Raw genomic sequence first — 26,985 nt, 5'->3', positions numbered from 1 at the left:
CTCTGCCGGCACCGCAGGCAGGAGTTGTTCCGGCCGGCCCGTGGGTCGACGCCGCTTGCGCCGGGGACGGGGGCCGACCGGAACAGGGTCAGCGGCGCAGCGCTTCGAGGGGCTCGATCCGGGCCGCGCGCAGGGCCGGGTAGAAGCCGGCGACGAGGCCGACGAGACCGCCGATGAAGGGCGCGGGCAGGACGGTGGCCGGTTCGATGACGGCGCTCCAGTGTTCGGCGACGGCGATGGCGAGTACGGTCACCAGGCCCAGGCTGGTGCCGACCAGACCGCCGAGCGTGCCCAGCGCGGTGGATTCGGCCAGGAACTGGATCCCGATGTGGCGCGGTCGGGCACCGAGCGATCTGCGCAGTCCGATCTCCGCGGTGCGTTCGAGGACGGCGACCAGCGTGGTGTTGGCGATTCCGAGGGCGCCCACGCCCAGGCAGATGGCGGCCAGCAGCAGGAAGAGGCCGGACAGGTCGGTGCTGACCCGGTCGCGCAACGAGTGCGGATCCGGCGGGGCTTCGGCGTTGAGCAGGCGGGGCTGATCGGGACGCAGGGCGACAGGGGCCTGCTGGGCGATGAGTGTGGCCGCGCCCAGGCGCACATGGATGACGGACTGCGCGGGCCGATCGACGGGGGCGCCGTACGCGGTCAGCGCGGTGCTGGCCGGGATGATCACGCCGAGCAGGGACTCCGGCAGCCGCCGGGTGTCGGAGATGATCCCCACGACCGTGTAGGCGGTGTTGTTGACGAACACGGCGGGCTGGTTGTCGACCCGCGTGATGCCCAGGGCCCGGGCGGCCGCCGAGCCGAGGACGCAGACGTGTTCGCCGCGCTCCTGGTGGAACGAGTTGAACAGCACACCGCTGGCCAGCGTCGGCTCCATCGCGGCGAGCGTCCCGGGTGTGGCCGCGTAGAGGCCGACTCCGGCGCCCTGCCGTCCGGTCGCGGGAGACGCCGCCAGGGGTTTCGTGGCGATGACCGGACCGCGCAGCGGGACTGCCCACCAGAGACCGCCGTCGACGACGCCGTCGAGGGCGCGCAGGCGGGCGTCGGTGTCGGCGGGGAACCCCGTACGGGCCACCTCCGTCGACGGAGCGGCGTTCTTCGGAGCGGCGGGAGTCCCGTCGGTGACGGTCACCGTGGTGGCCCGCAGGACGTCGAAGGACTTGCCGATCTGATGGGTGACGGTCGTGGTCAGGGCCAGGACGGCGACGAAGACGCCCACGCCGAGCACGGTTCCGAGCATGGTGAGGACGGATCTCGCCGGCCTTTGGACGAGGCCGGCCACCGCCTCCGCGACGAGGTCGCGAAAACTCAGGCGGGTAAGTGCGGAGCGGCGCTCCCGCCGTGCCCGCGATCGCACGAGGAGACCTCGCAGGGCTGTGGTGGGCTTCACGCGCTCTGACTCCCCGCTGTCTCGTGCCGCGGCCGGAGTCGGCCGTCGCGGATGGTGATCCTTCGGGTGGCGCGTGCGGCGACCGTGGGGTCGTGAGTGATGACGACGACGGTGACCCCGTCGCGGTGCAGCCCGTCGATCAGGTCGAGGACCGTCTCCGCGGTGGCCGAGTCGAGGTTGCCGGTGGGTTCGTCGCACAGCAGCAGATCGGGAGCGTTGAGCAAGGCGCGTGCGACGGCGACGCGCTGACGTTCGCCGCCGGAGAGGGTCCCGGGCAGCGCGTCGAGCCGGTGGCCCAGACCGACCCGGCGCAGAACCGCCTCGGCGGCGGCTCGGCGGTCACGGCGGGTGCCGGGGATGTACAGCTGGGCGAGGGCGACGTTCTCGCTGGCCGTTCGGTGCGCGATGAGATGGAAGGCCTGGAACACGAAGCCGATCCGTCGGCCGCGCAGCGCGGTCCGCCCGGCCTCGTCCAGCTCCTGGACGTCCGAGCCGCAGAACCGGTAGCTGCCCGAGGTGGGCCGGTCCAGCATGCCCAGGAGGTTCAGGAGCGTGGACTTCCCGGACCCGGAGGGCCCGGTGATCGCCAGGTAGTCGCCCTGTCTCACCGTGAGGTCGGTGGAATGCAGTGCCTGCACCGGCGGGCTGCCCGGGAACGCCCTGGCTACCCCGGAGAGCTCGATGACCACGGCGGACGGCGCCACGGGTGCCTCGTCGTCCGTGCTGGGCAGCAGCGTCACTGCCCGATCACCACCCGGTCGCCGGCCGCGAGTTCGCCGTCCGCCAGGGGTGTGACCTGGACCAGGCCGTCCGCGGAGGGCCCGACCGTGACGTTGACCGGCCGCTGGGTGCCGTCCTGGGAGACGGTGGTGACGTTGGTGCGGGTGTCGGCGCCGGCGAAGACCGCCGCAACGGGAACGACCAGGACAGGTCCGGTCGTGGTCGCCGAGGTGATGGTGATCCGCACGTCCTGACCGGCCCAGAGCCGGTCCCACGGGGACTGCGGGCTGATGGCCAGCGGAACGTAGGCGGCGCCGCCGTTGGCCGCGGGCGCCGGTTGTCCGGTCGGCTGTCCGTCCTTGGCCTGTTTCGTGTCGCCGGGCGCGACCAGGGTGCCCACCGACGCGATGGTCCCGTCGGCCTGGCGGCCCTGACTCTCGGAGAGGACCTGGACCGGCATTCCCGGCTTGACCAACGAGGCCTGGGCAGGGTCCAGCGACCCCGTCAGCAGCATCTCACCCTGTGCCACCGACAGGACCGGGCCCTTCACGCTGTCCCCGACCTCGAGGGGCAATGCCGACACCCTGGCCGGGAACGACGGCAGGAAGAGGCATTCCGAGGCGGGCAGCATCGGGCCGTCGACGCGCTCCGCCTGCTCCAACGCGTCCTCCGCCCGGGCCAGTCCTTGGCGCAGGCCTGTGAGGTCCGAGCCGCCGCCCCCCGGGCGGGCGCCCGTCGACGGATCGGCTCCGCCGGCCGGGGGAGCGGCAGGAGCGGAGGCACCCCCGGTGGCCGCGGTAGCGGGCTGCTGGCCTTCCCGCAGTGCGGCCCGAGCCCGGTCGACCTCCTGCCGCGCCGACTTGACCGCTGCCGCTGTGGTCGCTCCGGTGACGGGTGTGGGATATCCCATCGCCGTGTAGAGCGCCTTGAGAGCCCGTTTGGTACCCGGCCCGAACCTTCCGGGCTCGTCCGTTCCGACGTCATGTCCGAGCTTCTTCAGCGCGTTCTGCAGCTGAGCGACGTCGGCGCCGCTCTCCCCGGGCGTCAGGTCCCGGTAGGTCGGCAGCACCCCTTCGAGGGCGAACACCGGGCGCCCCGAGTACTCCACGAGGGGCACACCGGCCGTGACCTCGTCGCCGGTCCTGACCATCACCCGGGTGAGGACCGCGCCGGCCCCGCCCGGATTGTCGTCCGTGGCAGCCACCGAGGTCGGCGTGATGGACACCTTCTTCCCGTCGGAGAAGGTGCCACGCAGGACCACGGTGCTCCGCAAGACCTGGGAGGCCACCGCAGCGGTGATCACGCTCGCCTTCGGCGGCCGGGTGTCGGCCGCCGCCTGTGCGGGGGACTGTACGAAGGAGGAACCCGCGACCGCCCCGACGGACACCAGGGCTGCGCCCACCGCGGCGGCCAGTACGGCTCGTCTGCGGCGGGTGATCCGGCGTCCTGCGACCGGTGGTGCTTCCTCCGACGGTACGGCGGTGAGGTCCATGTCCTTCGTTCGCTCGATTCGGGTCCGTGACCTGCCCAGGGAAGAGGGAGGCCGAAATGTCGGTGTCAACCGGTCACTGAACTAGCTGCTTTGACGGCGGCGGAGACGCGCTCGCGGACTTCGTTGAGCGCCAGCTGGTTCTGCTCGATGAGCTGGTTCTGCACCTGGGTCTCGGCCCGGAACCAGACTCCGACCAGGTCGGTCTTCTCCTTGCAGTCGATGTCGGCGAGAGCGACCGTCAGTTGGGCCGACGACGGCCCCTGGGCGCTGCCGCCGGGCGCGAGCTTGTCCGCGTTGTAGGGCACGTCGACGGTGTAGCCCCGTCCTGCCATGCACAGGGACCACTGGTGCAGCGCCTCCTGCACCGCCGGGTCGGCCTGTGAGGCGTCCAGACTCTGGCTGTCCAGCCGGCCGGGCAGGGTGGTGTCCAGCATCCCGCCGACCTTGTCCAGGCTTTCCCGGCGGCAGCCCTCCTTGGGGACGGGAATGCCGTTGTAGGTGGGTGCCGCGGGGGCCGCACCGGGCTTCAGGGCGACGTGACCGCTGAAGACCGCGATCTCCGCATCGGTCATCCGCGGTCCTGCGGGAGGCGTGTAGGAGTCGTCCCCGAGGCCGTAGCCGAACTTCGCGGCCAGCTCGCGGTCGGTGATCCCGTACCGGCGGGCCATGTTGGTGTCGTCGTAGATGCTCGACGGACTCCCCTCCGAGGACGGAGGGGAGTAGGAGAACCCGAAGCGCGCCATGCAGTCGTGGGTGAGGCTGCCGACTGCCGTACTGATGGTCCTGCGCTGCGCGTAGTTCTCCATGTAGGCGGCCATGGGCAGTGCCAGTCCCTTCGCCAGGCCACCTTGCGGCGTGGCGGGCGGACCCCCTGCCGGATTCGCGGCGCCCGAACCCTTGGACGTCGCCGGGGCGGCCCGGCCGCCGGTGTCCGTGGCGGACGGCGAACAGGAACTCAGTCCCAGCAGCGCGCAGACGGTGAGAACCAGAGCAGCTGGTGCCGCCCGGAACGAGCGACCCGACTGGGTTGACATAGCGGTCATGTGTGAAGTGCTTTCTCGTGAGGTCGCCGAGGGGAAAGTGCTCACGACCGGCGTCCCGCGCCTCCGCACCGGCGGCGTGTCACTCCTCTGCTGGCGCACATACGCGACTTCTCCTCAACGTGGTGGCTGGTGGCTGGTGGCTGGTACTTGGTGGCTGGTGGCGTTCCCCGTAGCCGGTGGGTCGGGCGGCGCCGTCTCCCAGCGACAGGACGCCATGTGTCGGATCCTGGGGCGGATCACCAACTGATCACCAACGCCTCACCAACGCACACGCCGTGAACACGGCCACCGGACCGCTCCGACGCCAGGAAAGGTCCTGTGCTCCGAGCGACCTCGGGCCCGGCGCGTTCGCTCGGAGCCGGCGCGGTGGCCGGGCATTCGCACGCGGCCTGCACCGGGGACGGGGGCGCCCGGGATCGGCGTCCGTCCCCGCCGGCGGCAGGTCAGGCGAAGCGGGTGTGACCTGGGAGGACCGACACCCTTGCGGTGGCGGGTCGCCCTGGCGGACGGTGTGCCAGGAAGCTGTTTCGAAGAGGCAGTTCGGGAATACGGACCGTCGTGCTCCGAGGTGGGCCGTTGACACCCGGGCCGACGGCGGAGGCCCGTCTCCCGCCGCGGGTCCGGTCCGCCGGGCCGGTTGGCAGCTCGTTGGCCCCCCGTTGGTGGCCGAGGCCAGACTTCACTCCGTCGGACGATCGCCGTACGTGCCGGCTTCACCGGAGCGCAGGCCCGGTTCGTCGAGTACGAGCCGCGACGGCACGCGCATGTCGTTGTGCCGAAGGCCTGCGATGCCGTGCCACCAGGGCATCCGGCTCGCTCGATCGGAAACCGCTCAGGCGCCGGCGGACTCCGATCACTCCGAGCGAGAACTACGGCGGACGCTCGACCGCCACCGGCGACAAGGACGTCGCCGGAGCAACCTCACACTCTCGATCTGCTCGAATCCGTTCGGAGGAACGATGAACGCGAAGTACTTCCGCACAGCTCCTGTCCGAGTCATGACGTTCGCCGTGGCCCTGCTCGCCTCGCTCGCCACGGCGACGCAGGCCCACGCGACCACGGCTGACAGCTACGTCAGCAACAACTGTGACACCATGGCCAGTTCGGACTGCTGGACCGGGACGAACGTGCTGATCGTGCATTACAGCCCGATCAGCAGCTACAGCGCGAGCGCCTCCTTCCTGGGCAACGTCTCCAGCTACAGCGGTGCGACCCGTGCCTCCGACGGCATCATCACCAACTACCACTACGTATTCTCGGGCGACGGTGCCGGCAGCGGCCAGGGTGTCCGCAACAACGCGGCTTCGGTGCTCGCCTGTTCCTCCGCCGCCAACTACCGCGTCTACTACAGCCCCTCGTACCAGGGTCACTCCCAGTACATCTCGGGGGACTGGGGCTGCGACGACGGAGTCAACCTGGACTCCACCCTCCGGAACAACAACGCCTCCCAGCACTGGGGCTGACATTTCGTCATCCATGTGAAGCTCGGCCGGAGCAGGCAGACATGCCCTGCTCCGGCCGGAGCGCGATCACGTCCGGTGTCTGCGGCGACGGCGGACGCTGACGGGGGGTTCGCCATCTCGTCCGGACTGTGGAGCGGGCGCCCCAGCTCCTGCCCTGGCAAGGATCGATCGTTGGTGGCCGGTGAGCGGCGGCAGTAGGAGGGGAGTACGAGGGCGGCTCCCTGCTGATCGAGACGTCGGTGCTGCCCACTTCGGGGACGAGCTCCGGCGCCGTGGCCCAGGTCGAACTTCACCGCGAAGTTCCGGTCCGTCATGCCGTAGTGGCGGCCCATGACGGCATCGCCGTAAAGAGCTCGCGGGACTCCCGCCCGAATGCGGAGGAGCGTAGGAGAACCCGAGTCGTGCCAGGCGGTCGTGCGTGAGGCGCCCAAGTACCGCGTTGACGGTCCGGTGCTGCGGGTGATTCTCCCCGTAGGCGGCCGGTGGTGGCGCTACCCCCTTGGCCGGTTGGTCCCGCGCGGCCGCGGGCGGGGACAGCGGCGCTCTCTCGCTCAGAATTCCTCTGATCCCACCCGTGCTCGGTCCGTCATCCCCAGGCCTGGGAAGCGTTGTTGTTGTGGAGGGTCGAGTCCAGGTTCACGCCGTTGTTGCATCCCCAGTCGCCGGATATGTACTGGGAATGGCCGCCGTAGTTGGAGTTGAAGTAGACTCGATAATTTGCTGCGGAGGAACAGGCCAGTACTGATGCGGCATTGTTCTTCACGGCCTGGCCGCTACCGTTACCGCCATTCGAGAAGATGTAATGGTACGTCGTGTACAGGGATCCGTTGACGGCGATCATCCCCGCATAGTCCGAGACCTTCCCCAGGAAATGAGCCGAGGCGCTGTCGGTGTACCCGTTCGCATCGACGGAGTTGTAGTTGACCCACAGCACGTTCACTCCGCTGCGGCAGTCGGGGTTGTTCGCCACCGCGCAGTTGTCAGAAACCCAGCTGTCGGCCGTGTCCGCTCTTGCCGGGGCAGCGAATGCAAATGGGGCCATCAAGACGGCGACGACTGCAGTCGGGCGGATGAATCCGGTGCTCCTGGATTTTATTCCCATTGCTGTTCCTTTGCTGGTCGGTGGCGCGCTTCGAATTGAGATGGCCGAACTGTGTGGAGGATAACGGAGCGCACCGTATGTGTTTCTGCGGTGCGCTGAATACTTCACTCGAGGTGGCCAGGGCCGGCGGGTTTCGACCGCTGGGCTCGGCGCGAGCCGAAGACCCCGGACGGTTGCTGCCTGCTCGGGTCACGAGATTGAACCTGCCCCCAGCGGGCTCTGGAGGGCCTTGGTATTCGTGGTGCCTGCTGCATGAACGTCAGATCGATTGCGCACTCATTGAATCAGTCTGAGGCCGAGTCAAATCGGGCATATCCGATTGCTATTGGTAAAGTTTTGGTATAATTCCCCTCGGGTTAATTGGACTATGAACTAAAAGGTCGCCATACATGCGCGCATGCCTGCCAAGTGCGGACAGGGGTCGATGTGTCCGCATACGGCTACGGCGGTTCCACGGAGCGTGAACACTGCGGGTGCGTCGTGGGCGCTGCCTCGGAGGCCGGTGCTGATGCGAGGGTGGCCGCGGGTCTGATCGCTTCTTCGGTGGTCTCGCGTCAAGTTGCTCTGTTGCCAGGCTCGTTGCCGCCATCGAGCAGTGGCGAGCCACGTTTGGGCCGGTCGACGGACGGGTTCGGGGTCGCGCAGGCATGCGCGGTGGGAGTCTTTCCGGCCTCCGGATCCGCCGGCGACGCTCGAGGGGATCGTCGGGCGCACGCGGGAGAAGCGCGGGTGTTCACGGCGGCCACCCATTTCGGCGGTTCCTGCCCCCGCGTGCGTCGGGCCTCGGGAATGTGTCCAGATCATGTGATGCATGGAACTCCGTGATCTTGGAAGCCCTGCCTACTCGCCCAGGGTGTTAATTTGTAAACAAAGCCGGACAAGCTGGGCAATGACCCGCCCGGGCCCTGTGGCCGGTGTCCGTCGGAGTGCTCCCTTGACATGAGCTGCCGACCCGTGATGACAATCTGCGTCGTCCGTAGGGAATCCATCTGGGGGGTGAAGCAGGTGGGTCTTCGCGTGTTGGGCGGCGCGACTTCTCTCCGTCGGGGCACAGCCGCAGTCGCATCGCTGCATCCGCTGTTCTCTTTCTCCTTGCGGTGGTTCCGCCATCGAACTCGAATACCGAAGGAGGATTTATTTGTGGACGATCCGGTAGCAATGAAGGGATCTCGGACAGGGCGGGGCAAGGCCCGGTTGAGGGCCGGCGTCTCACTGCTGTGCGCAACTCTGCTCGCCGCGGGCGGCCTCGTCGCGGCCGCGGTTCCCGCCTCGGCGGACCCCATATCCTGCTGGCAGTCCGAGTGTGACGGTCAGTCGCCGGTGGGGACGGAATGCGTCTCGGATGCGGTGGTCATCGAGGAGGTCGTCTTCTCGACCATGATCAACATGAAGCTGCTGCACTCCGCACTGTGCAGCTCGTACTGGACGAAAATTCAGATCGATCCCTCCGCGGGCCTGAACTCGAGATATGGCGGGGTCGTCTACGTGCCGCAGCTCGGGGGTACGGAGGCCATGCGGAATACGGGCGAGATCAATTCTACGAATGTCGGGGCCGCCAGCCCGATGGTCAGTTCGATGTACTCCGTCAAGGCCTGCTACACCAATGTCAGCAGCAGCTTTGACCCGAGCCCCGAGGACAACAGGCAGGGCGGCAGCGGACAGTGCACCCGATGGCATTGAACAGCAGGCGCGCAGGAGGCGGATTCGTCATGAGGAATCGAAAGTCGACCGTCCGATGGTCGGCCAGGATCGCGTGGGTGACCTGCGCCGTGCTGGCCGCCGGTCTGTTACCGGAGGCCGGGTTCGCCGTCGCGGATCAGCCCACGGGCAGCGCGGCCACCGCGCAGAAGGGAAACGGTCAGCTCTTCGCCCAGCCGGATGACCAACTCGGCCGGAGCTGGCGAAAGGCCACCGACGTCTCGGTGATCGGGTCCGGCGACACGGCGGGCTTCCACATTCTTCGCGCGGACGAGTCCTCGGCGTTCAGTTACAAGGAAGTCGCGGTACTCAAGGAGGACATCCTCGGCGACATCGGCCTGTGGACCGGCTATGTCTGCACGACCGGTACCGGACGGTACGCGGCGGCGGTCTACGCTCCGTCCTTGGCGGCGAACAAGCCGGCGATGATGCAGAAGGACGCCTTCGCCGCAGTGGTGGACCTGGCCACCGGCAAGGTGACGAAGGCCATCACAGGAGTGGAGCTCGCGTACTTCTCTCCTGGGTGTGGGAGTACCGACACCGTGGTCTTCACCCGGAGCGATGTCGGCGACGACGGTCGTGGCGACACACAGGTGTACGACGTGGCCGCAGCCACCGGCAAGGTGCTCAGGACCAGCACCGTGCGGGGGCAGTTCACCAATCCCCTGCCGACGTCCGACGGCAAGGACCTGGGCGTTCTGAACGGGCAGCTTGTCGAACTCTCCGCCGACGGACAGGCCACCGCCCTCGCGGCACTGCCAGGACGGTTGTTCGCCCTGGTTCCCTCGAAGGACAGCGCCGTCGACCTGGCGATGGTGGTGGACGGTAAGGACGCCGTCCACCGCTGGACGGGGAAGAGCCTCACCGAGCTCGGAACCGCGCCGCTGGGATCGGTTGGTCTGTTTCCGCAGGCGGACGGTGACCTGATCGCGGGCGATGTGAAGGACATCGACGTCAGCGGCGCACCTGGCCTGGGCAAGGCGGAAGTCTCGGTCAAGCCGGTCGCGGCCTCCCGCTTCGGGCACCTGCTGACCACGTCGGTGGTCTCCGAGCAGCTCAAGGGAGTCGTTTCCAAGGTCGGTCCGATGACGGACGTCGACGGTGCCGGCCACATCCAGGTGTCCGCGCTGGCCACCGCCAGCGGTTCGTCCGGCAGTGCGGAGGTGGTGACGGCGGCAGCCACGGCGGCGAGTTCCGAGGCCGCGGACGAGGAGCGGCTGATCGACGGCAACAAGGAGAGCGACGTCCTGGCGGGCGTCGGGGTGGCCGTCGAGGAGCCGAGCAGCAACTCGCATTTCTCGAACTGTCTGGTCAAGCGCAACGACGTGCACGCGCAGGCCTTGCAGCCGAGCACCAACATGGTCGAGTGGGCGGTCGACAACGCCGTGCACGGCAATCTCACCGTATCCCGCCCGGACAATTTCCTGGCGACCGGTGAGCCGGCCCACACCCCCCAGGGACTCTTCCCCGCGGTCCCGTTGAGCGGCGGCGGCACGATCCCTGCTCAGGTGATGCTCGGTATCGTGGCGCAGGAATCCAATCTCAAGCAGGCGTCCTGGCACGCGGTCCCCGGCGACGCCGGAAACCCGACGCTCGGCGACTACTTCGGCAACGGTGGCAGCATCCATGCCTACCCGCAGTACGGCGCGGGTGACTGCGGCTACGGTATCGCCCAGGTCACCGCCGGGATGTCCGAAACCGGATATGAGATCTTTTCGGCTCCGGAGGCCTATGCCATCGCGACCGATTACGCGGCCAACATCGCAGCCGGAGCACAGATCCTCAGCCGTACCTGGAACCAGCTCAAGTCCCTGGGCATGAACGTCAACAGTGGCAGTGCCAACCACATCGAGAACTGGTCCATGGCGCTCTGGGGCTACAACAGCGGCGTGTACACCGACCAGGCGGCGAACGGCGGTCACACGGGCGTCGGTTGGTTCAACAACCCGGCCAACCCGCACTACCCGGCGAATCGTCAGCCGTTCCTGCGCGCGACGTACGACGACGCGGCGCACCCTGCGAACTGGCCCTACCAGGAGAAGGTCATGGGCTGGGCGGAGACACCTCAGCTCACTTACAGCGCCACACCCTCGTACTCGAAGCCGAATTTCCCCATCACTCCGATACCCAGTCCCTTGCTCAATCTGAGCACCAACTACACCCTGTACTGCAACAGTTCCAACGCCTGTACGCCCAACCAGACGCCCGACGCCTGCCCGGCGGAGAACAGCTCCTGCTGGTGGCACGGTTCGGTGTCCTGGTTCACCGACACCGACAGCTCCGCGTCGACCGAGAATCTGAAGTACGCCCTCGGCAGCGCCGAGCCGCCGCTCCAGCGGAAGTACCCGCAGCCACCGTGCAACAGTGTGCCGGGCACGCTGGGGACCATTCTCATCGACGATCTGCCGAACCCCAATGACAACGTCTTCGGTTGCAACGAGTCGCGCGTGCCACCCAAGGGGAAGTTCAACCTGCGGTTCGGTGACAACTTCACCCACACCCGTAGCGATGGCACCTGGCGCGCGACCGAGGACCTCGCGCCGATCGACCTCCACCAGATCGGCGGAGGCTACGACGGTCACTTCTGGTTCACACATGGGTACTCGAACGCCAGTAACAACCTCTTCCACAAGGTGACCGCGACCTGGACGCCGGATCCGCAGTACCTGCCGGCATCGAGCCAGGCGGGGCAGCGATTCGACATCTACGTGCACCTGCCCGACCACGGTGCGCAGGGCATCGTCGGTTACAAAGTGCAGCCCGGGACCAACTCCGCCGGCAAGGGCGCACGTTCGTGCCGGGTCAACCAAGGCACCAAGAGCGGTGGGGCGAACAAGTGGGTCGAACTCGGCACACTGCAGCTGTGGGCCGGCGGCAATGTGCAGGCCGACAACACCTCCGAACCCAACTACACCGGTAACGAAGACTTGGCGTTCGATGCCATAGCCTTCGTTCCGGCTGCATCCGCATCCACCACCGCACCGTGCTGGACGGATTGACGAGTAGTCAGGTCGCTTGTCATCCAGGCCGCAGGGGCGGCCCCAGGCCGCTCCTGCGGCCTGGGGCCGCCCGTCGATGTGCTCAGCCCCTCGAAGGAGCCCTCTTGAGTGCCGCCCACACCCTGAAGCGCACGGTCGCGGCCGTCGCGGCCGTCGCGAGTCTCGTCGTCCTGACCGGATGCTCGGCATCCCACTCCAAGGACGCGGACAAGCCCGGCGTCGGATCCGGTGCCCAGCTCGGTCCGGGTGAAGGGGAGGAGTCACCCTCCCCGGCGGGTGCGGGCACGTCGCCCGGCTCCGGTGCGACGCCTTCGCCCTCCTCGACGGGCTCGTCCGGTGCGGTCCCGGACCCGCAGAGCCTGGCGAGCTGGCCCGCTGAACCGGTGGACGCCACCAAGGTCCCGGACTTCCGGAGTCAGGTGATCAAGCCCGGGTACACCGGCGAGTCGTACCTGGACCACCTGGCCGTGACCTGGGGCATCACCCTGGAGGCCCGGCAGAAGATCGACTTCCCCGGTAGGCCGACCGTCTGGCACACGTCGGGGGTCAAGCAGAGCGGGGAGACGAAAACGGCGATAGCTGCGGTCTGGAGCCTCGACGGCGACCTGATGTCCGTGTCCTGCCTCGTGACGGCCGCGGCCCCCCGTCGCGCGGACTTCCTGCACGACTGCGCGAGCATGAGCCACCCGGGGGCGGCGCCGGCGGCCGCCAAGGCCTGGTTGGACGAGGTGGAGCCCCGGGTGGACGCCACCTTCGCCTCCGGGAAGGGCACCGCCGTCGACAGCCCGCTCCACCGCGCCGGCCCGGTCGCGACCGTGCTGCAGAAGTCGCGCGACGCCTCGTACGGTGGTGATCGCTACGAGCTGTACGCCTTCGGTACCGGTTCGAACTGACCTGATCCGTCGGGCGGCACCCCGGTCGCAACAGCCCTGGAACGCTGCCAGGTCGGCCGAAGGGACCCGGGGGCATCGTCCGGTCTCCGGCACGGCCGGGTTTCGCAGGTCCGACCGGATCGATGCCGGCCTTTCGTCGACTCGGCGGCCCCGCCTCGGGGCAGCTCCGGGAGGAGGCGCGACGGCCGGCCGGAGCTGCCCCGAGGATCGGTCACTTCCGCCGGAACAGGCGGTGCGTCACGCCGCTGGGGCTGGGGACGACCTCCAGGTGGAAGCGGTCGAGCAGTTCGTCGGGGGTCGCCCAGAGCCGGAGTCCGGACCCGAGCTTCACCGGTGAGACGGCCACATGCATGGTGTCGACGAGGTCGGCGTCGAGGAACTGGCGGACGGTGGTGACTCCGCCGCCGAGTCGGACGTCCTTGCCCTGTGCGGCCTCGCGTGCCTGTTCGAGGGTCGTGGCCGGGTCGCCGTCGACGAAGTGGAAGGTGGTGTCGGAGAGGCTGAAGGACGGACGCCGGTGGTGGGTCATCACGAACGCCGGGGTGCGGAACGGGGGCTCGTCCCCCCACCAGCTCGATCATCGAAAAGGCTGTCACAGACGGCGCCCGGCCCCGTGCAGCGACGCCGTTTCGCGTGAACCGTCCGGCCACGGTCGCGCGCCGGACGGGGGCGTCCGGGCTCCCGTACGCTCCGCCCGCCCGCCCGCTTGCCTGCTCGCCCGCCCGCTCGCCGACTGGGCGAAGCGTCCTCGTGCCCGGGCCGGTCGTCGCGTGCCCGGGCCGTGAGGTCCCGGCCCGGGCGCGCGGTGGAACTCGATGACCGTGGGTCAGTGGTTCTTGCCCAGGCAGAGGACGAAGGGGTCGGACGACTCCTCCAGGTAGGCGGCCTCGACCTCCTCGACGCTCTCGCAGGCCTTGGTGTCGCTGGTGTTGCGGACCACCTTCAGCACCTTGAAGTCGGCGTCGGCCGCACCGCAGTCGACGATGGCGACCTTGGGCTTGTCGCTGCTGCCGCTGTTGTGGACGCAGTTGCCCACCTCGGCGATCGACGGGTCGTCCTGGATGTAGTAGCCGAAGGCGAAGAACGCGACGACGGCAACCAGGACGATGCCCAGGACCTTCTTCACCTTCTTGCCGGTGCTCGGCCGTGCGGTGGGCGCGATGCTGGTGCCGGGCGGGAACTCGGGCAGCTGGTGGGGGGTGTCGGCTACCGGGGGAGTGCTCAAGATCATTCCTTGCTCAAGGCGGTGCGGTGTCGCCAGACCGTAGGTGTCGGGACCGGCCCGGTTGTAGGTGTGCCGGGTGATCGTGACGCAGTCGTGCTGCGGCGCCCCGGCGAATCTGGGCAATCGGGGGCGTTGATGCGTCGGCGAACGGCTGTTGCGCCAGGTCAGCGCTGCCCCTACGCTGAGCGCCGCGCAGCCAGCGCCTCCCCCCCGAAGGACCCGGATGAACGACAAGTCGACCCGCAAGTGCCTCGCCGTAGTGACCCCGGCGCTCGCGGCTCAGGAGCGGATCGAGCTGGTCGACGTGCTGCAGATCGGGAGGGTGTCCGCCAAGCGCAGGGTGGCGACGGCGGCCCTGGTCGGGGCCGTCAGCGGCGGCACCGTGCTCGTCGCGGTGCAGCCCCGCGCCTACTTCATGGTGCTGACCGACCGTCGGCTGTACCTCGTCGACAACCACAACGGCACCGTGGGACGGTCGATAGTCTCGGCCACCCCTCGGGACAAGATCACCGCGGGACCGCTCCGCAAGCACCTGCTCACCCTGTCGATGGAGGTGCGCTTCACCGGGGTCGCTGAGCCGAGCCGGTTCAGTTGGGGTCGTCTCCAGAGCCGGACGGCGCTGGCCATCGCCGATGCTCTGACGACCTGACGCCTCGATGAGCTGATGCCTTGACGACCGGTCGCCGCAGCGGGGCGTTCGGCCCGCCCTGACCCGCGTTCACGCCTTCAGCGGCTCCACCGCCGTGTACCGGCCTTGCGCCGAGGAGGAGGCGGCCGCGGGGCCGGCACCCGTTCTGCGGTCAGGGTCGTACGGCTCCGCCATGACGACGCTGAAGCGGTCGGCGCCGGTGACCCATGCGCCGCGGCGCATCACCGCGACCAGCTGGTGGCTCTCGGAGTCGAGCACGACCAGGTCGGCGCTCTTGCCGGTCTCCAGCGAGCCGATGGAGTCGGCGAGGCCGAGCAGGCGGGCGGGGACGGTGCAGAGCGACTCGACGGCCTGGTTGAGGCTGAGGCCGTTGAGGGTGACCGAGCGGCGGAAGGCGACGTCCAGGGTGAGGGTGGAGCCGGCGATGGAGCCGCCCTCGACCAGCCGGGCGACGCCGTCCTCGACGCGGACCTGCAGCGGGCCGAGCGGGTAGAGGCCGTCGCCCATGCCGGCCGCGCCCATGGCGTCGGTGATCAGCGCGACCCGGGAGGCGCCGGCGGTGCCGTAGGCGAGGTCCAGCACCGAGGGGTGCAGGTGGATGCCGTCGTTGATGAGCTCGACGGTGACCCGCTCGTCCTCCAGGAGGGCGACGATCGGGCCCGGCGCGCGGTGCTGGATGCCGGGCATCGCGTTGAACAGGTGGGTGGCGACGGTGGCGCCGGCCTCGATGGCTTCGAGGGTCTTGGCGTAGTCGGAGTCGGTGTGGCCGACGGCGGCGATGACGCCGAGGTCGGCGAGCATCCGGACGGATTCGAGTCCGCCGGGCAGCTCGGGGGCGAGGGTGACCATCTTGGCGTGGCCGCGGGCGGCGTCGACCAGTTTGCGCACGAGTGCGGGGTCGGGGTCGCGGAGCAGGTCGGGGCGGTGGGCGCCGCACCGGTTGTGGGAGATGAAGGGGCCCTCGAAGTGGACGCCGGCGAGGATGCCGTCCTCGACGAGTTCGGAGAGGACGGCGGCCTGGCGGCAGACTTCGTCGATCTCGCCGGTGACGGTGCTGGCGACGGTGGTGGTGGTGCCGTGGGTCAGGTGGGTGCGGGCGGCGGTGAGGGCCTCCTCGGCGATGCCGGAGGCGTAGGAGCCGCCGCCGCCGCCGTGCACGTGCAGGTCGACGAAGCCGGGGACGACGGTGTGGCCCGTCAGGTCCAGGTCGCCCGGCTGCCGGTCGCCGCCGAAGGCCGACAGGGTCGTCCCCTCGACGGTGAGCCGGCCGTCCTCGACGACGCCGCCGGGCAGGACCAGTCGGGCACCGGCCAGGACGATCTGGTCGCTTCTGGTCACGCGTCAACCTCCAAGAGCGCAATCGGACCGCGCAGGTTTGACTGTTCCTGATTGAAACGACGCTACTCTACTCAGAAATACGCATCGTAGGGCGTTTCCCGGGCAGGCGAAGCCACCGGGAGGCCCGTCGGGTCGACCTGCCGCTGGAGGCCGGGACGACCTCGGTCGGGGCTCGACGCCGTTCGCCGAGCTGGAGCTGGAGCTGGAGCTGGAGCTGGGGGCTGGAGCTGGAGCCGGGGCCGGGGCCGGGGCCGGGGCCGGGGCCGGACCGGCTCGGGGAGGGTGCCGGGCCCGGCCCTTCGCCCGCCCGCCGGCGTGTGAACGGGTGAAGCCCGCCGCCCAGGCCCGAAGGCAAGGACGGCGGGCTTCACCCGGCGAAGTCCGGGTCAGTTCGGAAGCGGCGCCGGGGCCGTGGCTTCCGGGGTGGCGCTCTCCAGGGTGGTGGCATCCGGAGCGGCCGCGTCCGGGGTCGCGGTCGCGGCCGAGCGGCGGCGGGCCAGGCGGCCGGAGAGCTGGTAGCTGCCGCCCATCAGGGCGATCACGCCGACGGTTTCGAGCGTGCCCCAGACCCAGGTGGAGGTGCTGACCTGCTTCGCCGCGAGCTTGGGGAGCTTCTTGGCGGGGATGGGGGTGGCGGACTGCTCCGACACCTGCGCCTGGTAGGCCTGGTTGCGGGCGGAGCCGTGCAGGAAGGGGGCCACCAGGAGCAGGGCGAGCGCGAGCACCACCTCGACGGCGACCACCAGCGGGAACTTGCGGAGCAGCACGGTGACCAGCGGGCGCTGGTCGCCCTCGTCGCGGAGCGCTTCGAGGCGCGGGTGCAGCCAGAACTGGTTGAAGGTGCCGAGGAGCAGCAGGCCGCCGAAGATGAGGATCTTCACGCCGAGCACGCGGCCGTACATGGTGGTGACCAGCTGGGTGAGGCCGTCCACGTGGGCCCAGTACAGGAACAGGCCGGACAGGGTGATGGCGGCGACGCAGGCCATGGCGGCGACGGAGAAGCGCCGGACGGCCACCGACCAGAAGGCGCGTCGTTCGGTGGTGGGGACGGCGCCGGGGACGGCGAGCAGCAGCAGGCCGGCCAGGCCGCCGAACCAGACGCCGCCGCCGAGCAGGTGCAGCATCCAGACCAGAACGTCGAAGCTGCCGCGGCCCCAGTCGGCGGGCACCTTGGTGGGGAACTTGGTGGCGCCGAGGGCGGCGGACGCGGCGGCCAGGCCGGCGCCGAGCAGCCAGCCGCGGGCCCGGCCGGCGGCGACCGAGCGGACCGTCAGCGGGGCGACCAGGGCGGCGGCGACCAGGACGAGGGTGATCTCCAGCCCGTCCAGCCGGCCGGCGTTGGTGCCGTCGAAGAGGGAGGCCCAGGCGGCCGACCAGTCGTAGCCGTGGCTCTTGGAGGCGCTGTGGGCGAGCTCGGTGAGCACGGCGGGGGCGGCGAGGACGCCGGCGACGACCGCGGCCCGGGCGATCCGGGTGGTGACGGCGGGGAGGGCTGCCGGCGCGGTGCGGGCGGCGGCGGGGCCGGTGGCCAGGACGGCGAGGGCGATCAGACCGACCAGGCCCATCAGGGTGACCCAGGTGGTCCAGGACACCAGGCTGTCGACGAAGGGACCGAGGGGGGTGGAGGGGGCGGCCGCCGCCAAAGACGTCAGGGCAGGGGGTATCACAGGCGAGGGCACGGGGGGCCTTCCATCAGCAGGGGAAACAGTGGCTTAGGGTAGCCACACCTAAGTCGGGTCGCAACACTCTGTGGAGGGACGGTCTCGCCCGCCGTACCATCAGGGGCGTGCCGGTCCGGCCGCGCCGAGGGAATCCCGTCCAGTACGGAGAATGCTCGTTCGTGTACGGGGCCGGGCTGCCCCCACCAGCAGTCCGGTCCTGCAGAAAGTCGCTGGTCACGGCCTGTCGGGGGCCTACGGACGGGCGCGCGGCCGAACCCGGCGGGACGCTGCCGCACGCCGTCTCGGCCGGGCAGACTGGCGCCCATGTCACTCACACCACCAGCCGGCCGCCGCCGCGCCGGACCGGGAGAATCCGCCGGACCGGACCGCCCCAGCACCGGGGCGCACGGGTTACCACGTCAACCGGCACCCCGCCGTGCGGCCGCGGGCGGGCACATGGTGATCTGCGGCGACGACGCGCTGGCGCACCGTCTGACCGTCGAACTCACCCGGCTGTACGGGCAGCGGGTGACCGTCGTCCTGCCGTCCGCGGAGCGCGGCCACGGCCCGCAGATCCGAGCGCTCGCCACCGAACACAGGCTGCCGGTGGAGATCGTCGAAGCCGCCGTGCTCGACCATGCGGCGCTGGCGGCGGCCGGGGTGCGGAACGCCGTCGCGCTGGCTCTGACCTCGGAGGACGACCAGGCCAACATCCATGTGGCGCTGCGGGCCCGCAGGATCAACCCCGCCCTGCGGCTCACCGTCCGGGTCTACAACCGCAAGCTCGGCCGACGCGTCGAGCAGCTCCTGGACCGGGCCGCCGCCGCCCGCCGTCCGGATCTCCCGTCGGCCGCCCCGGAGGCCTCCACCACCGTCCTCTCGGCGTCGGCCACCGCTGCGCCCGCGCTGGTCGCCGCGACCGTGGCCGGTCTCGGTCACGTCGTTCAGGTCGACGGCCAGCTGCTGCGCGTCAGCGAGGTCGCGCCCGGTGGGCCCGCCGCGGGCCGTGCGGTCGCCACGCTGGCCGCCCGCGCCGAGCGGCCCGAGCACGACCGCGACGAGGAGTTGCTGCCCGATCCGGCCCAACTCCCGCCCGACGGCCGCCGCACGGTGCTGGAACTCGTCGGCCGGGCGCAGGCACCGAGCCGTCCGCGCCGGCTGCCCGGCCTGTCCGCCCTGCCGCTCGGGGCGCTCTTCTCCCGCCGCCTGCGCTGGTCGCTCGCGGCCCTCGCCGCCCTGGTGGTGCTGTTCGCCGCCCTCACCGCGGCGATCAGCGGGACCACCCCGCAGCACGCCGCCTGGCTGACCGTCATGGACGTGCTGGGCGTGGGCGACCCGGCCACCGAGGACGGTTCCGGACGGAAGATCCTGCAGATTCTGACCGCCGTCAGCGGGATGCTGGTGATGCCGCTGATGATCGCCCTCGCCCTGGAGGCGCTCGGCGCGTTCCGCAGTGCCTCCGCCCTGCGCCGGCCGCCCCGCGGGCTGGCCGGTCACGTCGTGCTGGTGGGTCTCGGCCGGGTCGGCAGCCGCGTCCTGGAGAGCCTGTGGGAACTCGACGTCCCGGTGGTCTGCGTGGAGCGCGACCCGACCGCACTGGGGGTGTCCGCGGCACGGGCGTACGGGGTGCCGGTGGTGATCGGGGACGCCACCCAGGAGGGCGTGCTGGAGGCCGCGAAGATCGGCCGGAGAGCCGCTCTGGTCACCCTGACCGGCAACGACAGCGCCAATCTCGAAGCGGCCCTGCACGCCCGCGAGGCCAACCCCGAAGTCCGGGTGGTGCTGCGGCTGTTCGACGACGACTTCGCCGGCGTCGTCTACCGTGCGCTGCGGGACTCCTACCCCCGGGCCGAGACCCGCAGCCGCAGCGTCTCCTTCCTGGCGGCGCCCTCGTTCGCGTCCGCGATGATGGGCCGCCAGGTGATCGGGGCGATCGCGGTGGGCCGGCAGGTGCTGCTGATCGCGGCTGTGGAGGTCACCGCCAACCCGCTGCTGAACGGAGTGACCGTCGCCGAGGCCCAGCGTCCGGGCTTCTGGCGGGTCCTCGCCGTCGACCTCAGGGAGCCCTCGGCGCGTACCCCGGACCTGGCCCGGCCTGCGGACGGCGGACCGGAGCTGCTCTGGGACCCGGCGCCCACCCGCCGGCTCGTCGACGGGGACCTGGTCGTAGTCGCCGCCACCCGCCAGGGCCTCGGCGCGCTGACCTCCGGGCACCCGGTCTGAACGGCCGGCGCTCCCGGGCGGCCCCGGCCGACGGCCGAGGTCGACGGCCGAGGTCGACGTGCTTGATCGACGGCCACGCGGTCCCGGCACCGATGGACCGACGGCCGCCGGGCGGCAGGGGAGGGCCGCCCGGCGCGCGGGATCAGCTGCTGAGGATGCGGGCCTTCTGGGCGGCGAACTCCGCCTCGGTGAGGACGCCTTGGTCCTTCAGTGCGGCCAGGTCCTTGAGCTGGTCGAGCTTGTCGTCCATGGACGCGGGGGCGGGCGCCGCCGGCGCCGGTGCTGCGGGGGCCGGGGCGGGCGCTGCCTGTGGTGCCTCCTGGCTGGCCCAACGGTTGGCCTGCCGGCGGGAGACGCGGTTGGAGACGGTGGTGGCCGTACCGGCGATGACGGCGGTACGCGCGACACCGCGCAGTAGTCCGGGCATGGTTTCCTGCCTGGGGTGAGAGGGGCGGACGGGTTGCGGTCGGGGGGTGGGGGTTCGGTCGGGGTGGGGGTGGTGCGGTCAGGCCGTGGCGTCGAGCGCGTCCAGCGCCTCGATCAGATCCTCGACGGGGACGTGCCCGCGCGCGATCATGCGGGCCCCCGCACGGCGGAGGGCGGCGGCCAGCGGCGCGGCCCACAGGTTCTCGTAGAGCAGGACGGCGGCGGAGTCCCCGGGAGCGAGGATCGCGCCGGCCTGGGTGCGTTCCTCCTCGCCCAGCAGCCCGGAGGAGACGCCCTCGAACACGGTGAGGTCGAGCTTCCCGTCGCCGTTGACGTCGGCCAGTTCGAGGCCGGTCACCGAACCGTCCTCCTCCTTCCTGACGAAGGTCAGGTCGAGGATCCGGATGATGCCGCGGTCGACCAGGTCGGCGAGCAGGGGCATCCCCTCGCCGGTCAGGTGGCTGCCGGGGAACTCGACGATCAGGTAGTCGATGGGGCCCGGTTCGATCGGTTCGCTGGATTCGTTGCTCACGTCAACTCCTATCGGTGACGTCCGGTGCGCAGGTACCGGGTGCCAGGGGCGGGACCGGTTCGGCACCCCGTCGTACGGTCCCCGCCCTGGTCGGGCACGGCCCGGACGAGCCGAGGTCGCGGGTGGAGGCCGGGGGAGCGCGCTCCGGGCCGCGCCGCGGAACGGCGCGGCCTCCGTCCGGCCCCGGACGGGTGCGCTCCTGCGACGCTAACGCTAAATCCCCGCCCCGGCGCTTCGGATCACCTGTGGAGGGTGACCCGGGGTCGGGGCCTGGGCCTGGGCCTGGGCCTGGGCTGGGGCCTGGGCCGGGGCACCGCGCCGATCGGTGCGGCGGTGGGGCCGCCATCACCCTGCTGGGGTAGTCCTGCTCGCCGTCCCGGTCCGGCGGGCTTTGGCTGAGGTGGTGGCCCGTGACAGCGCCTCGCCGTCCGGGACCGCGCCTTAGGAGCGACCATGACACCGACCGGACCCGACAGGCGGCCCGAACCTGACGAGCCCTCCGACGTCGGCAAGTCGCCCGACCCTGCCGAACCGCTCGGCCCCGCCGGGTCGTCCGGTCCCGCCAAGCCGTCCGGTCCGGGTGAGCCGTCCGGTCCCGCCAAGCCGTCCGGTCCGGGTGAGCCGTTCGCCGCCGGAGCCGCCGGAGCCGCCGGAGCCGCCGGAGCCGAGAGCGACGAGCTCGCTGCCCTCCACCGCAGGGTCGCCCAGCTGGAGGCCCAGGAGAAGAGCCGACCCCAGCACCACCGCCTGCGCACCACCGGTTCGGTGGTGCTGGTGGTCGTCGCGTCCATCCTGTCGCTGCTCGCCGTCATCGCGGTGTGGGCGCACGACGAGGTGACCGACACCAACCGGTTCGTCGCCTCGATGGCGCCGCTGGCCCACAACCCCGACGTCCAGAACGCCCTCGCCAACCGCATCACCACCGCCGCCACGGACCAGATCGACGTCAAGGCGCTGGTGAACGAGCTCTCCTCGGCCGCCGCCGACCAGGGCGTGCCGCCGAGGCTCGCCCAACTGCTGGGCGGCCTGACCGGCCCGCTGGAGAGCGCGCTGACCAACCTCGTGCACAGCGCCGCCGAGCGGGTGGTGACCAGCGACGCCTTCGCCACGGTGTGGGAGGCGGCGCTGCGGGCCGGCCACGGCAGCATGGTGAAGGCGCTGACCGGCCAGGGCGGTGGCACCGTCAATCTGAAGAACGACGAGGTCACCATCGACATCGGGCCGGCCGTCGAGCGGGTGAAGAACCAGCTGGTGGACGCCGGCTTCGGGCCGGCCTCCAAGATCCCGACGGTGCACACCGAGTTCGTGGTCTTCTCCTCGCCGGACATCGCCAAGATCAAGGGCGGCTTCCGGCTGCTCCAAGTGCTCGGCAACTGGATGCCGGTCATCGTGGTGCTGGTCGCCGCGGCCGGCGTCTTCACGGCCTTCAACCGGCGTCGAGCCCTGATCGGCGCCTGCCTGGGGATCGGGGCGGCGATGCTGCTGCTCGGCATCGCGCTGGCCGTCTTCCGGTCCTACTTCCTGGACCACCTGCCCTCCGACGCCTCGCCGGGCGCCGCCGCCGCGGTGTACGACGCCCTGGTCACCTACCTGCGCCGGGCCGTCCGCGTGGTCGGGGTGCTGGCCGTCGTCGTCGCCCTCGGCGCCTTCCTCATCGGGCCCTCACGGGCCGCCGTCACCGTCCGCTCGGTCAGCGGCCACGGCGTCGCCGCCGTCCGCTCGGCCGCCGACTCGGCCGGGTTCCGGGCCGGCCCGGTGGAGCCGTTCGTCCGCCGCTGGAAGCGCTGGATCGGCATCGGCGTCCTGCTCGTGGCCGCGCTGATCTTCGCCTTCTGGGACCACCCCAGCGGTGTGGTGGTGTTCTGGTTCGCCGTGGTGGTGCTGATCGCCTTCGCCCTCCGGGAGTTCCTCGCGCCCAGCTACCAGCCCTCGCCGCCGGCCGCTCCCGCCGCGCCGCAGGGCCGGACCGCGGACGCCTGACCCTGTCGGGGTGGCCGCACCGGGCGCCGGGGCACCGGCGGTGCGGCCACCCCCGAGCCGCTCCCCTTGCGGGTCCGCCGGCACCGATCGAGGATCGGAGGCAGGCCGTGGATTCCCGGCGGGTACCGAGCCCTGAGGCGGTGATCGCCGTGACCGGACATCCGGGGCACCCGGAGCGCGCCCGGCAGCGGGCCGCCGTACCCCGCGCCGACCCCGCCCTCGCCGGGCGGCTCGGCGTACCGCCCGTCCCCGCCACTTTCGTCCGCCGGTCCCGGCTGGCCGACCGGCTCGACCGCGGCGTCCGGGAGCACCCGCTGGTCCTGGTCGACGGACCGGCCGGCGCGGGCAAGACCCTGCTGGTCTGCGACTGGGTCCGGAGCTCGCCGCCCTCGCACCCGCCGGCCTGGCTGACCGTCGAGGCGGAGGACAACAACCCGGCCGTGTTCTGGCACGACTTCGGCCAGGCACTGCGCCGGGCCGGGGCGCTCCCGCGAGCGGTCGGCACCGCACGCCGCGCGGCCCCCGCGGGCCGGCCCCCCAGGCACCTGGCGGCCGGTCTCGGCCTGCGCCAGGACCCGGTGGTGGTGGTCCTCGACGAGTTCGAGCGGATCACCGACCCGGAGGTCGCCACCGCGCTGGACCACCTGCTGCGCCACTCCGGCGGGATGCTGCGCCTGGTGCTGGTCAGCCGCAACGAGCCGCTGCTGCCGCTGCACCGCTACCGCGCCGCGGACGAGATCGCCGAGATCCGGGCCGCCGACCTCGCGTTCTCCGCCGAGGAGACCTCGGCCCTGCTGACCCGGCACGGCCTGTCGCTGCCCGGTGCGGACGTCGACGCGCTGACCGGACGTACCGAGGGATGGGCCGCCGGCCTGCGGCTCTGGGCGCTGGCCGCCACGCGCAGCCCGGACAGCGGGCGCTACCTCAAGGAGTTCGAGGCGGGCCACAGCACGATCGCCGACTTCCTGCTCGCCGAGGTGCTCGACACCCAACCGGCCGAGACCCGCGACCTGCTGCTGCGCACCAGCATCCTCGACCGGATCCACCCGGCCCTGGCCGACGCCCTGACCGGTGGCGGCGGGGCGGAGCGCATCCTCGACGAACTCGCCCGGGCGAACGCCTTCGTCACCCCGCTGGACGGCCCCTGGTACCGCCAGCACCCGCTGTTCGCGGAGATCCTCCGGGTCCACCTGCGGGCCCGCCACCCGGGCCTGTCGCCGGGGCTGCACCTGGCCGCCGCCCGCTGGCTGCAGCAGGCCGGCCTGCTGGACGACGCCCTGCGGCACGCCGTGGCCGCCGACCGCTGGGACCTGGCCGCCGCCTGGTTCGTCGGCGACCTGGCGGTCGGGCAGTTCCTCTCGTCCACCGGCCCCGGGCGTTCGGCGGCACTGGTCGACGCCATGCCCCCCGGGGTGGAGGGACCGTACGCCGAGCTGATCCGGGCCGCCCGGGCGCTGGCCGCCCGCGACTGCCCGGCCGGGACGGCGCACCTGGACCGGGCCGAGGCCGGGCTCGCGGCAGCCGAGGAGGACACGCCCGCCCGCCTCACCGCCGCCGTCCTGCGCCTGGTGGCCGCCCGGCTGACCGGTTCGGCGCCGGGCGCGGAGGAGGCGGCCCGGACGGCGGACCACCTGCGGCGGGTCGTCCCGGCCGCCCCCCGGAACGAGCACCAGGTGCTGCCGGTACGGCTGTTCACCGACCTGGCGGCCGTCCGGCTCTGGTCGGGCCGCCCCGGCGCGGCCCGCTCCGCCCTGCTGGCCGCCGTCGCCGAGGCGCCGGGCGCCGAGCACCCGGAGCGGTACGAGCCGCTGGCCCTGCTGGCCCTGGTGGAGCTGCTGGGCGGGGCGGTCGGCCCGGCCGAGCGGCGCGCCGGACAGGCCCTCGCGGAGGCCGGCACCTGGGAGGCGGAGGGCACCGACCGGGCCGCGATCGCCCACCTCGTCCTGGCGTGGATCGCCCTGGAGCGGGGGGATCCGGGCACCGCGCGGAGCCACGCGCGGCGCGTCCCGGCGACCGAATTCGGTCCGGGCGCGGTCGGTACGGGCGGAGCCGGTCCGGGTGCGGACGATGCGGTGGAGGGCGATGCGGTGGAGGGCGAGTCGGTGGACGGCGGCGCGGCGGGCGGCGACGTCCCGGCGCTCAGGGGCGCCCCGGACGGGGATCCGCTGCGGATCGTCCTCGGCGCGGTGGTCCGCGCCCGGCTCGCCCTGCGGCACGGCGACCCCCGGCGCGCCCTGGCCGCCCTGGCGGCCGCCGAGCACCCCGGCGCCGCCGGGGCGCCCTCGCCCTGGGCCCGGGGGCTGATCGCGTCGATCGCCTCCGAGGCCCTGGTGGCCGCCGGTGACGGCCGGGCCGCCGTCGACGTGCTGCCGGCCGGCGAGGCCCGAAGCCCCGAGCTGGCCTTCGCGACGGCCCGGGCCCGGCTGGCCGCCGGCGACCGCGGGGCGGCCGCCCGGGCGCTGCCCCGCGCCCCGGCCGGCCCGCCCGCCACCGTCACCCGCATCCTGCTGCTGAAGGCCGAGGTCGGCGCGGCGGGCGGGGACGACCTGGCGGCCGGCCGGCTGATCGCCCGCGCCCTGGCCACCGCGCGTCCCGACCGCCTGCGCGGACCCTTCCTGGAGGCCGGCCGCTGGCTGGCGCCCTTCCTGCGGCGGCGGCCGGACCTCACCGCGGATCACGGCTGGCTGCCGGAGCCGCTGCGCCGGCCGGCGGCTGCCGTCCCCGGTGCGGCGCCGGACGCCCCGCCGGTCGAAGCCCTCAGCCGGCGGGAGCGGGAGGTGCTGGAGCGGGTGGCGCAGCTGATGTCCACGCAGGAGGTGGCCGCGGACCTCCAGTTGTCCGTCAACACCGTCAAGACCCACCTCAAGAGCATCAACCGCAAGCTCTGCACCAGCCGACGCACGGAGGCGGTCCGCCGCGCCCGCCGGCTCCACCTGCTCTGAGCCGCCGTCCCCGGCCGGGCCGGCGCCGACCGCGGGCCCGGCTCACCTCCACGGGGTGATGACCGCCCGGCCTCCGGCCGCGAGCCTGGAGGCAGCGGGAGGGAGCCGGGGACGTCCGATGCGGCTGTCCGACGCGGGAGGCGCGCATGCGTTACGAGATCCGGGTCGCCGGCGCCATGTCCGACACCATGCTGGACGAGGGCTTCCCGGAACTGGAGAGTTTCGTGATCGCCAGCCAGACCGTGCTGGTCGGCCCGATCGTGGACGAGGCCCACCTGTACGGGCTGCTGGCCCGGTTCCAGCTGCTGGGCCTGCGCGTCACCGAACTGCGGCAACTGCCCGAGTGACCGGATCGCGGGGGCCGGCCCGGCGTACCCGGGCGTCCTCACGTCCGCCCGGCACCGTCGCCTCGGCACCACCCCTGGCGGGTGATCTCCGCCGGGCCGCGGCGGCGCACACTGCAGCTGTCGTCGCAGCCCGGAACCCCGTGGCGCGGGGCGGCCGGCCGATCGTGCCGGGTGGCCCGGCCGTCCGGGCCCGTACCGGACGACCCCGGACGAGGAGGCCCACCGTGACCACTGCTCCCAGGCCGGACACGGCCGACCCCCAGGACTGGCTGGCCGTCGTCGGCCGGTCCTGGACGTGGACGCTCGGGTTCGGCGTCCTGACCGCCGTCGCCGGCATCCTGATGCTCAGCTGGCCCGAGGAGACCGCCCGCGTGGTCGCCGTGATCATCGGCCTGCAACTGCTCGTGGCGGGGGTGGTCCGCTTCGTGACGGCCTTCACCCACGACACCTCGGGCGGTGCCCGGGTGCTGTACGTGCTGCTGGCCCTGCTGTCCGTGCTGGCCGGTGTGCTGTGTCTGCGCCATCAGCTGCAGACGGTCGGGTTCCTCGCGCTGGTGGTCGGCGCCTACTGGCTGCTGGGCGGCATCCTGGCGCTGTACGTGGCGATCGCCGGCCGGGGACTGCCGGGCCGGGGGGTGGCCGGGTTCCTCGGTGCGCTGGGCATCCTCGCCGGGATCGTGGTGCTCAGCTACCCCGTCGAGTCCGCGATCGCGCTGGCCAGGCTGATCGGCCTCTGGCTGCTGGTGCTCGGACTGTTCGAGGCGGGCGCCGCCCTCGTCCTGCGCCACGCGGCCCGTTCGGCGAACCGCGCCGGGGCCGCGGCCGGCTGACGGCCGGTGGAGCGGGAGCCCCGTCGGGC

General features: G+C 71.8%; 20 protein-coding genes and 1 pseudogene. 10 read left to right on the top strand and 11 right to left on the bottom strand.

Features of this window, described 5'->3' with window-relative positions:
- Positions 1-88 precede the first annotated feature (88 nt).
- The 4 genes from OG689_RS07495 to OG689_RS07480 all read right to left on the bottom strand — a co-directional run bounded on the left by OG689_RS07495 (position 89) and on the right by OG689_RS07480 (position 4,423).
- Positions 89-1,243 (bottom strand): ABC transporter permease, encoded by a 1,155-nt coding sequence (locus OG689_RS07495; protein WP_266318810.1) that lies wholly within the window; start codon positions 1,241-1,243, stop codon positions 89-91.
- A gap of 146 nt (positions 1,244-1,389) precedes the next feature.
- A complete protein-coding gene (locus OG689_RS07490) occupies positions 1,390-2,133 on the bottom strand; it encodes an ABC transporter ATP-binding protein (RefSeq protein WP_266318809.1) in 744 nt (247 codons plus the stop codon).
- On the bottom strand, positions 2,130-3,605 hold the full coding sequence (locus OG689_RS07485) for a peptidoglycan-binding domain-containing protein (RefSeq protein ID WP_266318807.1): 1,476 nt from the start codon (positions 3,603-3,605) through the stop codon (positions 2,130-2,132). The genes OG689_RS07490 and OG689_RS07485 overlap by 4 nt, the downstream gene beginning before the upstream one ends.
- 65 nt (positions 3,606-3,670) lie before the next feature.
- A complete protein-coding gene (locus tag OG689_RS07480) occupies positions 3,671-4,423 on the bottom strand; it encodes a hypothetical protein (RefSeq protein WP_266318805.1) in 753 nt (250 codons plus the stop codon).
- Positions 4,424-5,646: 1,223 nt separating this feature from the next.
- Between OG689_RS07480 and OG689_RS07475 the strand changes: the two genes are divergently transcribed.
- Entirely contained in the window at positions 5,647-6,111 is a 465-nt protein-coding gene (locus OG689_RS07475; RefSeq protein ID WP_266318804.1) for a hypothetical protein, read from the top strand.
- Between the two features lie 586 nt (positions 6,112-6,697).
- Here OG689_RS07475 and OG689_RS07470 read toward each other — a convergent pair.
- Entirely contained in the window at positions 6,698-7,213 is a 516-nt protein-coding gene (locus OG689_RS07470; protein WP_266318803.1) for a hypothetical protein, read from the bottom strand.
- A gap of 1,140 nt (positions 7,214-8,353) precedes the next feature.
- On the opposite strand from OG689_RS07470, the gene OG689_RS07465 reads away from it, so the two are divergent.
- From OG689_RS07465 to OG689_RS07455, 3 genes are all read left to right on the top strand, one after another.
- Complete coding sequence (locus OG689_RS07465; RefSeq protein WP_266318802.1) at positions 8,354-8,893, top strand: DUF2690 domain-containing protein; 540 nt, start codon at positions 8,354-8,356, stop codon at positions 8,891-8,893.
- Between the two features lie 77 nt (positions 8,894-8,970).
- Positions 8,971-11,910, top strand: coding sequence for a hypothetical protein (locus tag OG689_RS07460; RefSeq protein WP_266318800.1), 2,940 nt, complete (start codon positions 8,971-8,973; stop codon positions 11,908-11,910).
- 104 nt (positions 11,911-12,014) lie between these two features.
- Positions 12,015-12,803: a hypothetical protein gene (locus OG689_RS07455; RefSeq protein WP_266318798.1), complete on the top strand. Its 789-nt coding sequence runs from the start codon at positions 12,015-12,017 to the stop codon at positions 12,801-12,803.
- 211 nt (positions 12,804-13,014) lie between these two features.
- Here the strand turns inward: OG689_RS07455 and OG689_RS07450 are convergent.
- Both OG689_RS07450 and OG689_RS07445 read right to left on the bottom strand, forming a co-directional pair.
- A pseudogene (locus tag OG689_RS07450) lies at positions 13,015-13,374 on the bottom strand (dihydrofolate reductase family protein); the annotation flags it as partial.
- Positions 13,375-13,629: 255 nt separating this feature from the next.
- Positions 13,630-14,028 carry a hypothetical protein gene (locus OG689_RS07445; protein WP_266318796.1) on the bottom strand — a complete coding sequence of 133 codons (399 nt, stop codon included), beginning with the start codon at positions 14,026-14,028 and terminating at the stop codon, positions 13,630-13,632.
- A gap of 223 nt (positions 14,029-14,251) precedes the next feature.
- Between OG689_RS07445 and OG689_RS07440 the strand changes: the two genes are divergently transcribed.
- Positions 14,252-14,677, top strand: a complete 426-nt coding sequence (locus OG689_RS07440) for a hypothetical protein (protein ID WP_266318794.1) — start codon at positions 14,252-14,254, stop codon at positions 14,675-14,677.
- A 69-nt stretch (positions 14,678-14,746) separates the two neighbouring features.
- Here OG689_RS07440 and nagA read toward each other — a convergent pair whose 3' ends face one another.
- A complete protein-coding gene (gene nagA, locus OG689_RS07435; protein WP_266318793.1) occupies positions 14,747-16,015 on the bottom strand; it encodes an N-acetylglucosamine-6-phosphate deacetylase in 1,269 nt (422 codons plus the stop codon).
- Positions 16,016-16,401: 386 nt separating this feature from the next.
- The gene (locus tag OG689_RS07430) at positions 16,402-17,694 is read right to left on the bottom strand and encodes a DUF4149 domain-containing protein (protein ID WP_266318791.1); all 1,293 of its coding nucleotides are present in this window, start codon (positions 17,692-17,694) and stop codon (positions 16,402-16,404) included.
- 438 nt (positions 17,695-18,132) lie between these two features.
- On the opposite strand from OG689_RS07430, the gene OG689_RS07425 reads away from it, so the two are divergent.
- Positions 18,133-19,899 carry an NAD(P)-binding protein gene (locus OG689_RS07425; protein ID WP_266318789.1) on the top strand — a complete coding sequence of 589 codons (1,767 nt, stop codon included), beginning with the start codon at positions 18,133-18,135 and terminating at the stop codon, positions 19,897-19,899.
- Between the two features lie 142 nt (positions 19,900-20,041).
- On the opposite strand, the gene OG689_RS07420 is transcribed toward OG689_RS07425, so the two are convergent.
- Positions 20,042-20,326: an SHOCT domain-containing protein gene (locus OG689_RS07420; RefSeq protein WP_266318788.1), complete on the bottom strand. Its 285-nt coding sequence runs from the start codon at positions 20,324-20,326 to the stop codon at positions 20,042-20,044.
- A gap of 78 nt (positions 20,327-20,404) precedes the next feature.
- Complete coding sequence (locus OG689_RS07415) at positions 20,405-20,857, bottom strand: DUF6325 family protein (protein WP_266318786.1); 453 nt, start codon at positions 20,855-20,857, stop codon at positions 20,405-20,407.
- A gap of 453 nt (positions 20,858-21,310) precedes the next feature.
- Between OG689_RS07415 and OG689_RS07410 the strand changes: the two genes are divergently transcribed.
- From OG689_RS07410 to OG689_RS07395, 4 genes are all read left to right on the top strand, one after another.
- Positions 21,311-22,837, top strand: a complete 1,527-nt coding sequence (locus OG689_RS07410) for a hypothetical protein (RefSeq protein ID WP_266318785.1) — start codon at positions 21,311-21,313, stop codon at positions 22,835-22,837.
- A gap of 149 nt (positions 22,838-22,986) precedes the next feature.
- On the top strand, positions 22,987-25,779 hold the full coding sequence (locus tag OG689_RS07405) for a LuxR C-terminal-related transcriptional regulator (RefSeq protein ID WP_266318783.1): 2,793 nt from the start codon (positions 22,987-22,989) through the stop codon (positions 25,777-25,779).
- Between the two features lie 146 nt (positions 25,780-25,925).
- The gene (locus OG689_RS07400; RefSeq protein ID WP_190215724.1) at positions 25,926-26,126 is read left to right on the top strand and encodes a hypothetical protein; all 201 of its coding nucleotides are present in this window, start codon (positions 25,926-25,928) and stop codon (positions 26,124-26,126) included.
- A 224-nt stretch (positions 26,127-26,350) separates the two neighbouring features.
- Positions 26,351-26,956: a DUF308 domain-containing protein gene (locus tag OG689_RS07395; RefSeq protein WP_266318779.1), complete on the top strand. Its 606-nt coding sequence runs from the start codon at positions 26,351-26,353 to the stop codon at positions 26,954-26,956.
- The last annotated feature ends 29 nt before the right edge of the window (positions 26,957-26,985 follow it).

This window comes from Kitasatospora sp. NBC_00240 (assembly GCF_026342405.1).
Lineage (GTDB): Bacteria > Actinomycetota > Actinomycetes > Streptomycetales > Streptomycetaceae > Kitasatospora.
The sequence above is the reverse complement of the archived record's forward strand: the minus strand, read 5'-3'. Positions and strand labels throughout refer to the sequence as shown.

Excerpts from the sequence above, each read along its gene's own strand:
- OG689_RS07440 (WP_266318794.1), top strand. The coding sequence starts at position 14,252 with ATGAACGACAAGTCGACCCGCAAGTGCCTCGCCGTAGTGACCCCGGCG.
- OG689_RS07410 (WP_266318785.1), top strand. The coding sequence starts at position 21,311 with ATGACACCGACCGGACCCGACAGGCGGCCCGAACCTGACGAGCCCTCC.
- OG689_RS07475 (WP_266318804.1), top strand. The coding sequence starts at position 5,647 with ATGACGTTCGCCGTGGCCCTGCTCGCCTCGCTCGCCACGGCGACGCAG.
- OG689_RS07425 (WP_266318789.1), top strand. The coding sequence starts at position 18,133 with ATGGTGATCTGCGGCGACGACGCGCTGGCGCACCGTCTGACCGTCGAA.
- OG689_RS07400 (WP_190215724.1), top strand. The coding sequence starts at position 25,926 with ATGCGTTACGAGATCCGGGTCGCCGGCGCCATGTCCGACACCATGCTG.
- OG689_RS07485 (WP_266318807.1), bottom strand. The coding sequence starts at position 3,605 with ATGGACCTCACCGCCGTACCGTCGGAGGAAGCACCACCGGTCGCAGGA.
- OG689_RS07470 (WP_266318803.1), bottom strand. The coding sequence starts at position 7,213 with ATGGGAATAAAATCCAGGAGCACCGGATTCATCCGCCCGACTGCAGTC.
- OG689_RS07480 (WP_266318805.1), bottom strand. The coding sequence starts at position 4,423 with ATGGCCGCCTACATGGAGAACTACGCGCAGCGCAGGACCATCAGTACG.
- OG689_RS07495 (WP_266318810.1), bottom strand. The coding sequence starts at position 1,243 with ATGCTCGGAACCGTGCTCGGCGTGGGCGTCTTCGTCGCCGTCCTGGCC.
- OG689_RS07420 (WP_266318788.1), bottom strand. The coding sequence starts at position 20,326 with ATGCCCGGACTACTGCGCGGTGTCGCGCGTACCGCCGTCATCGCCGGT.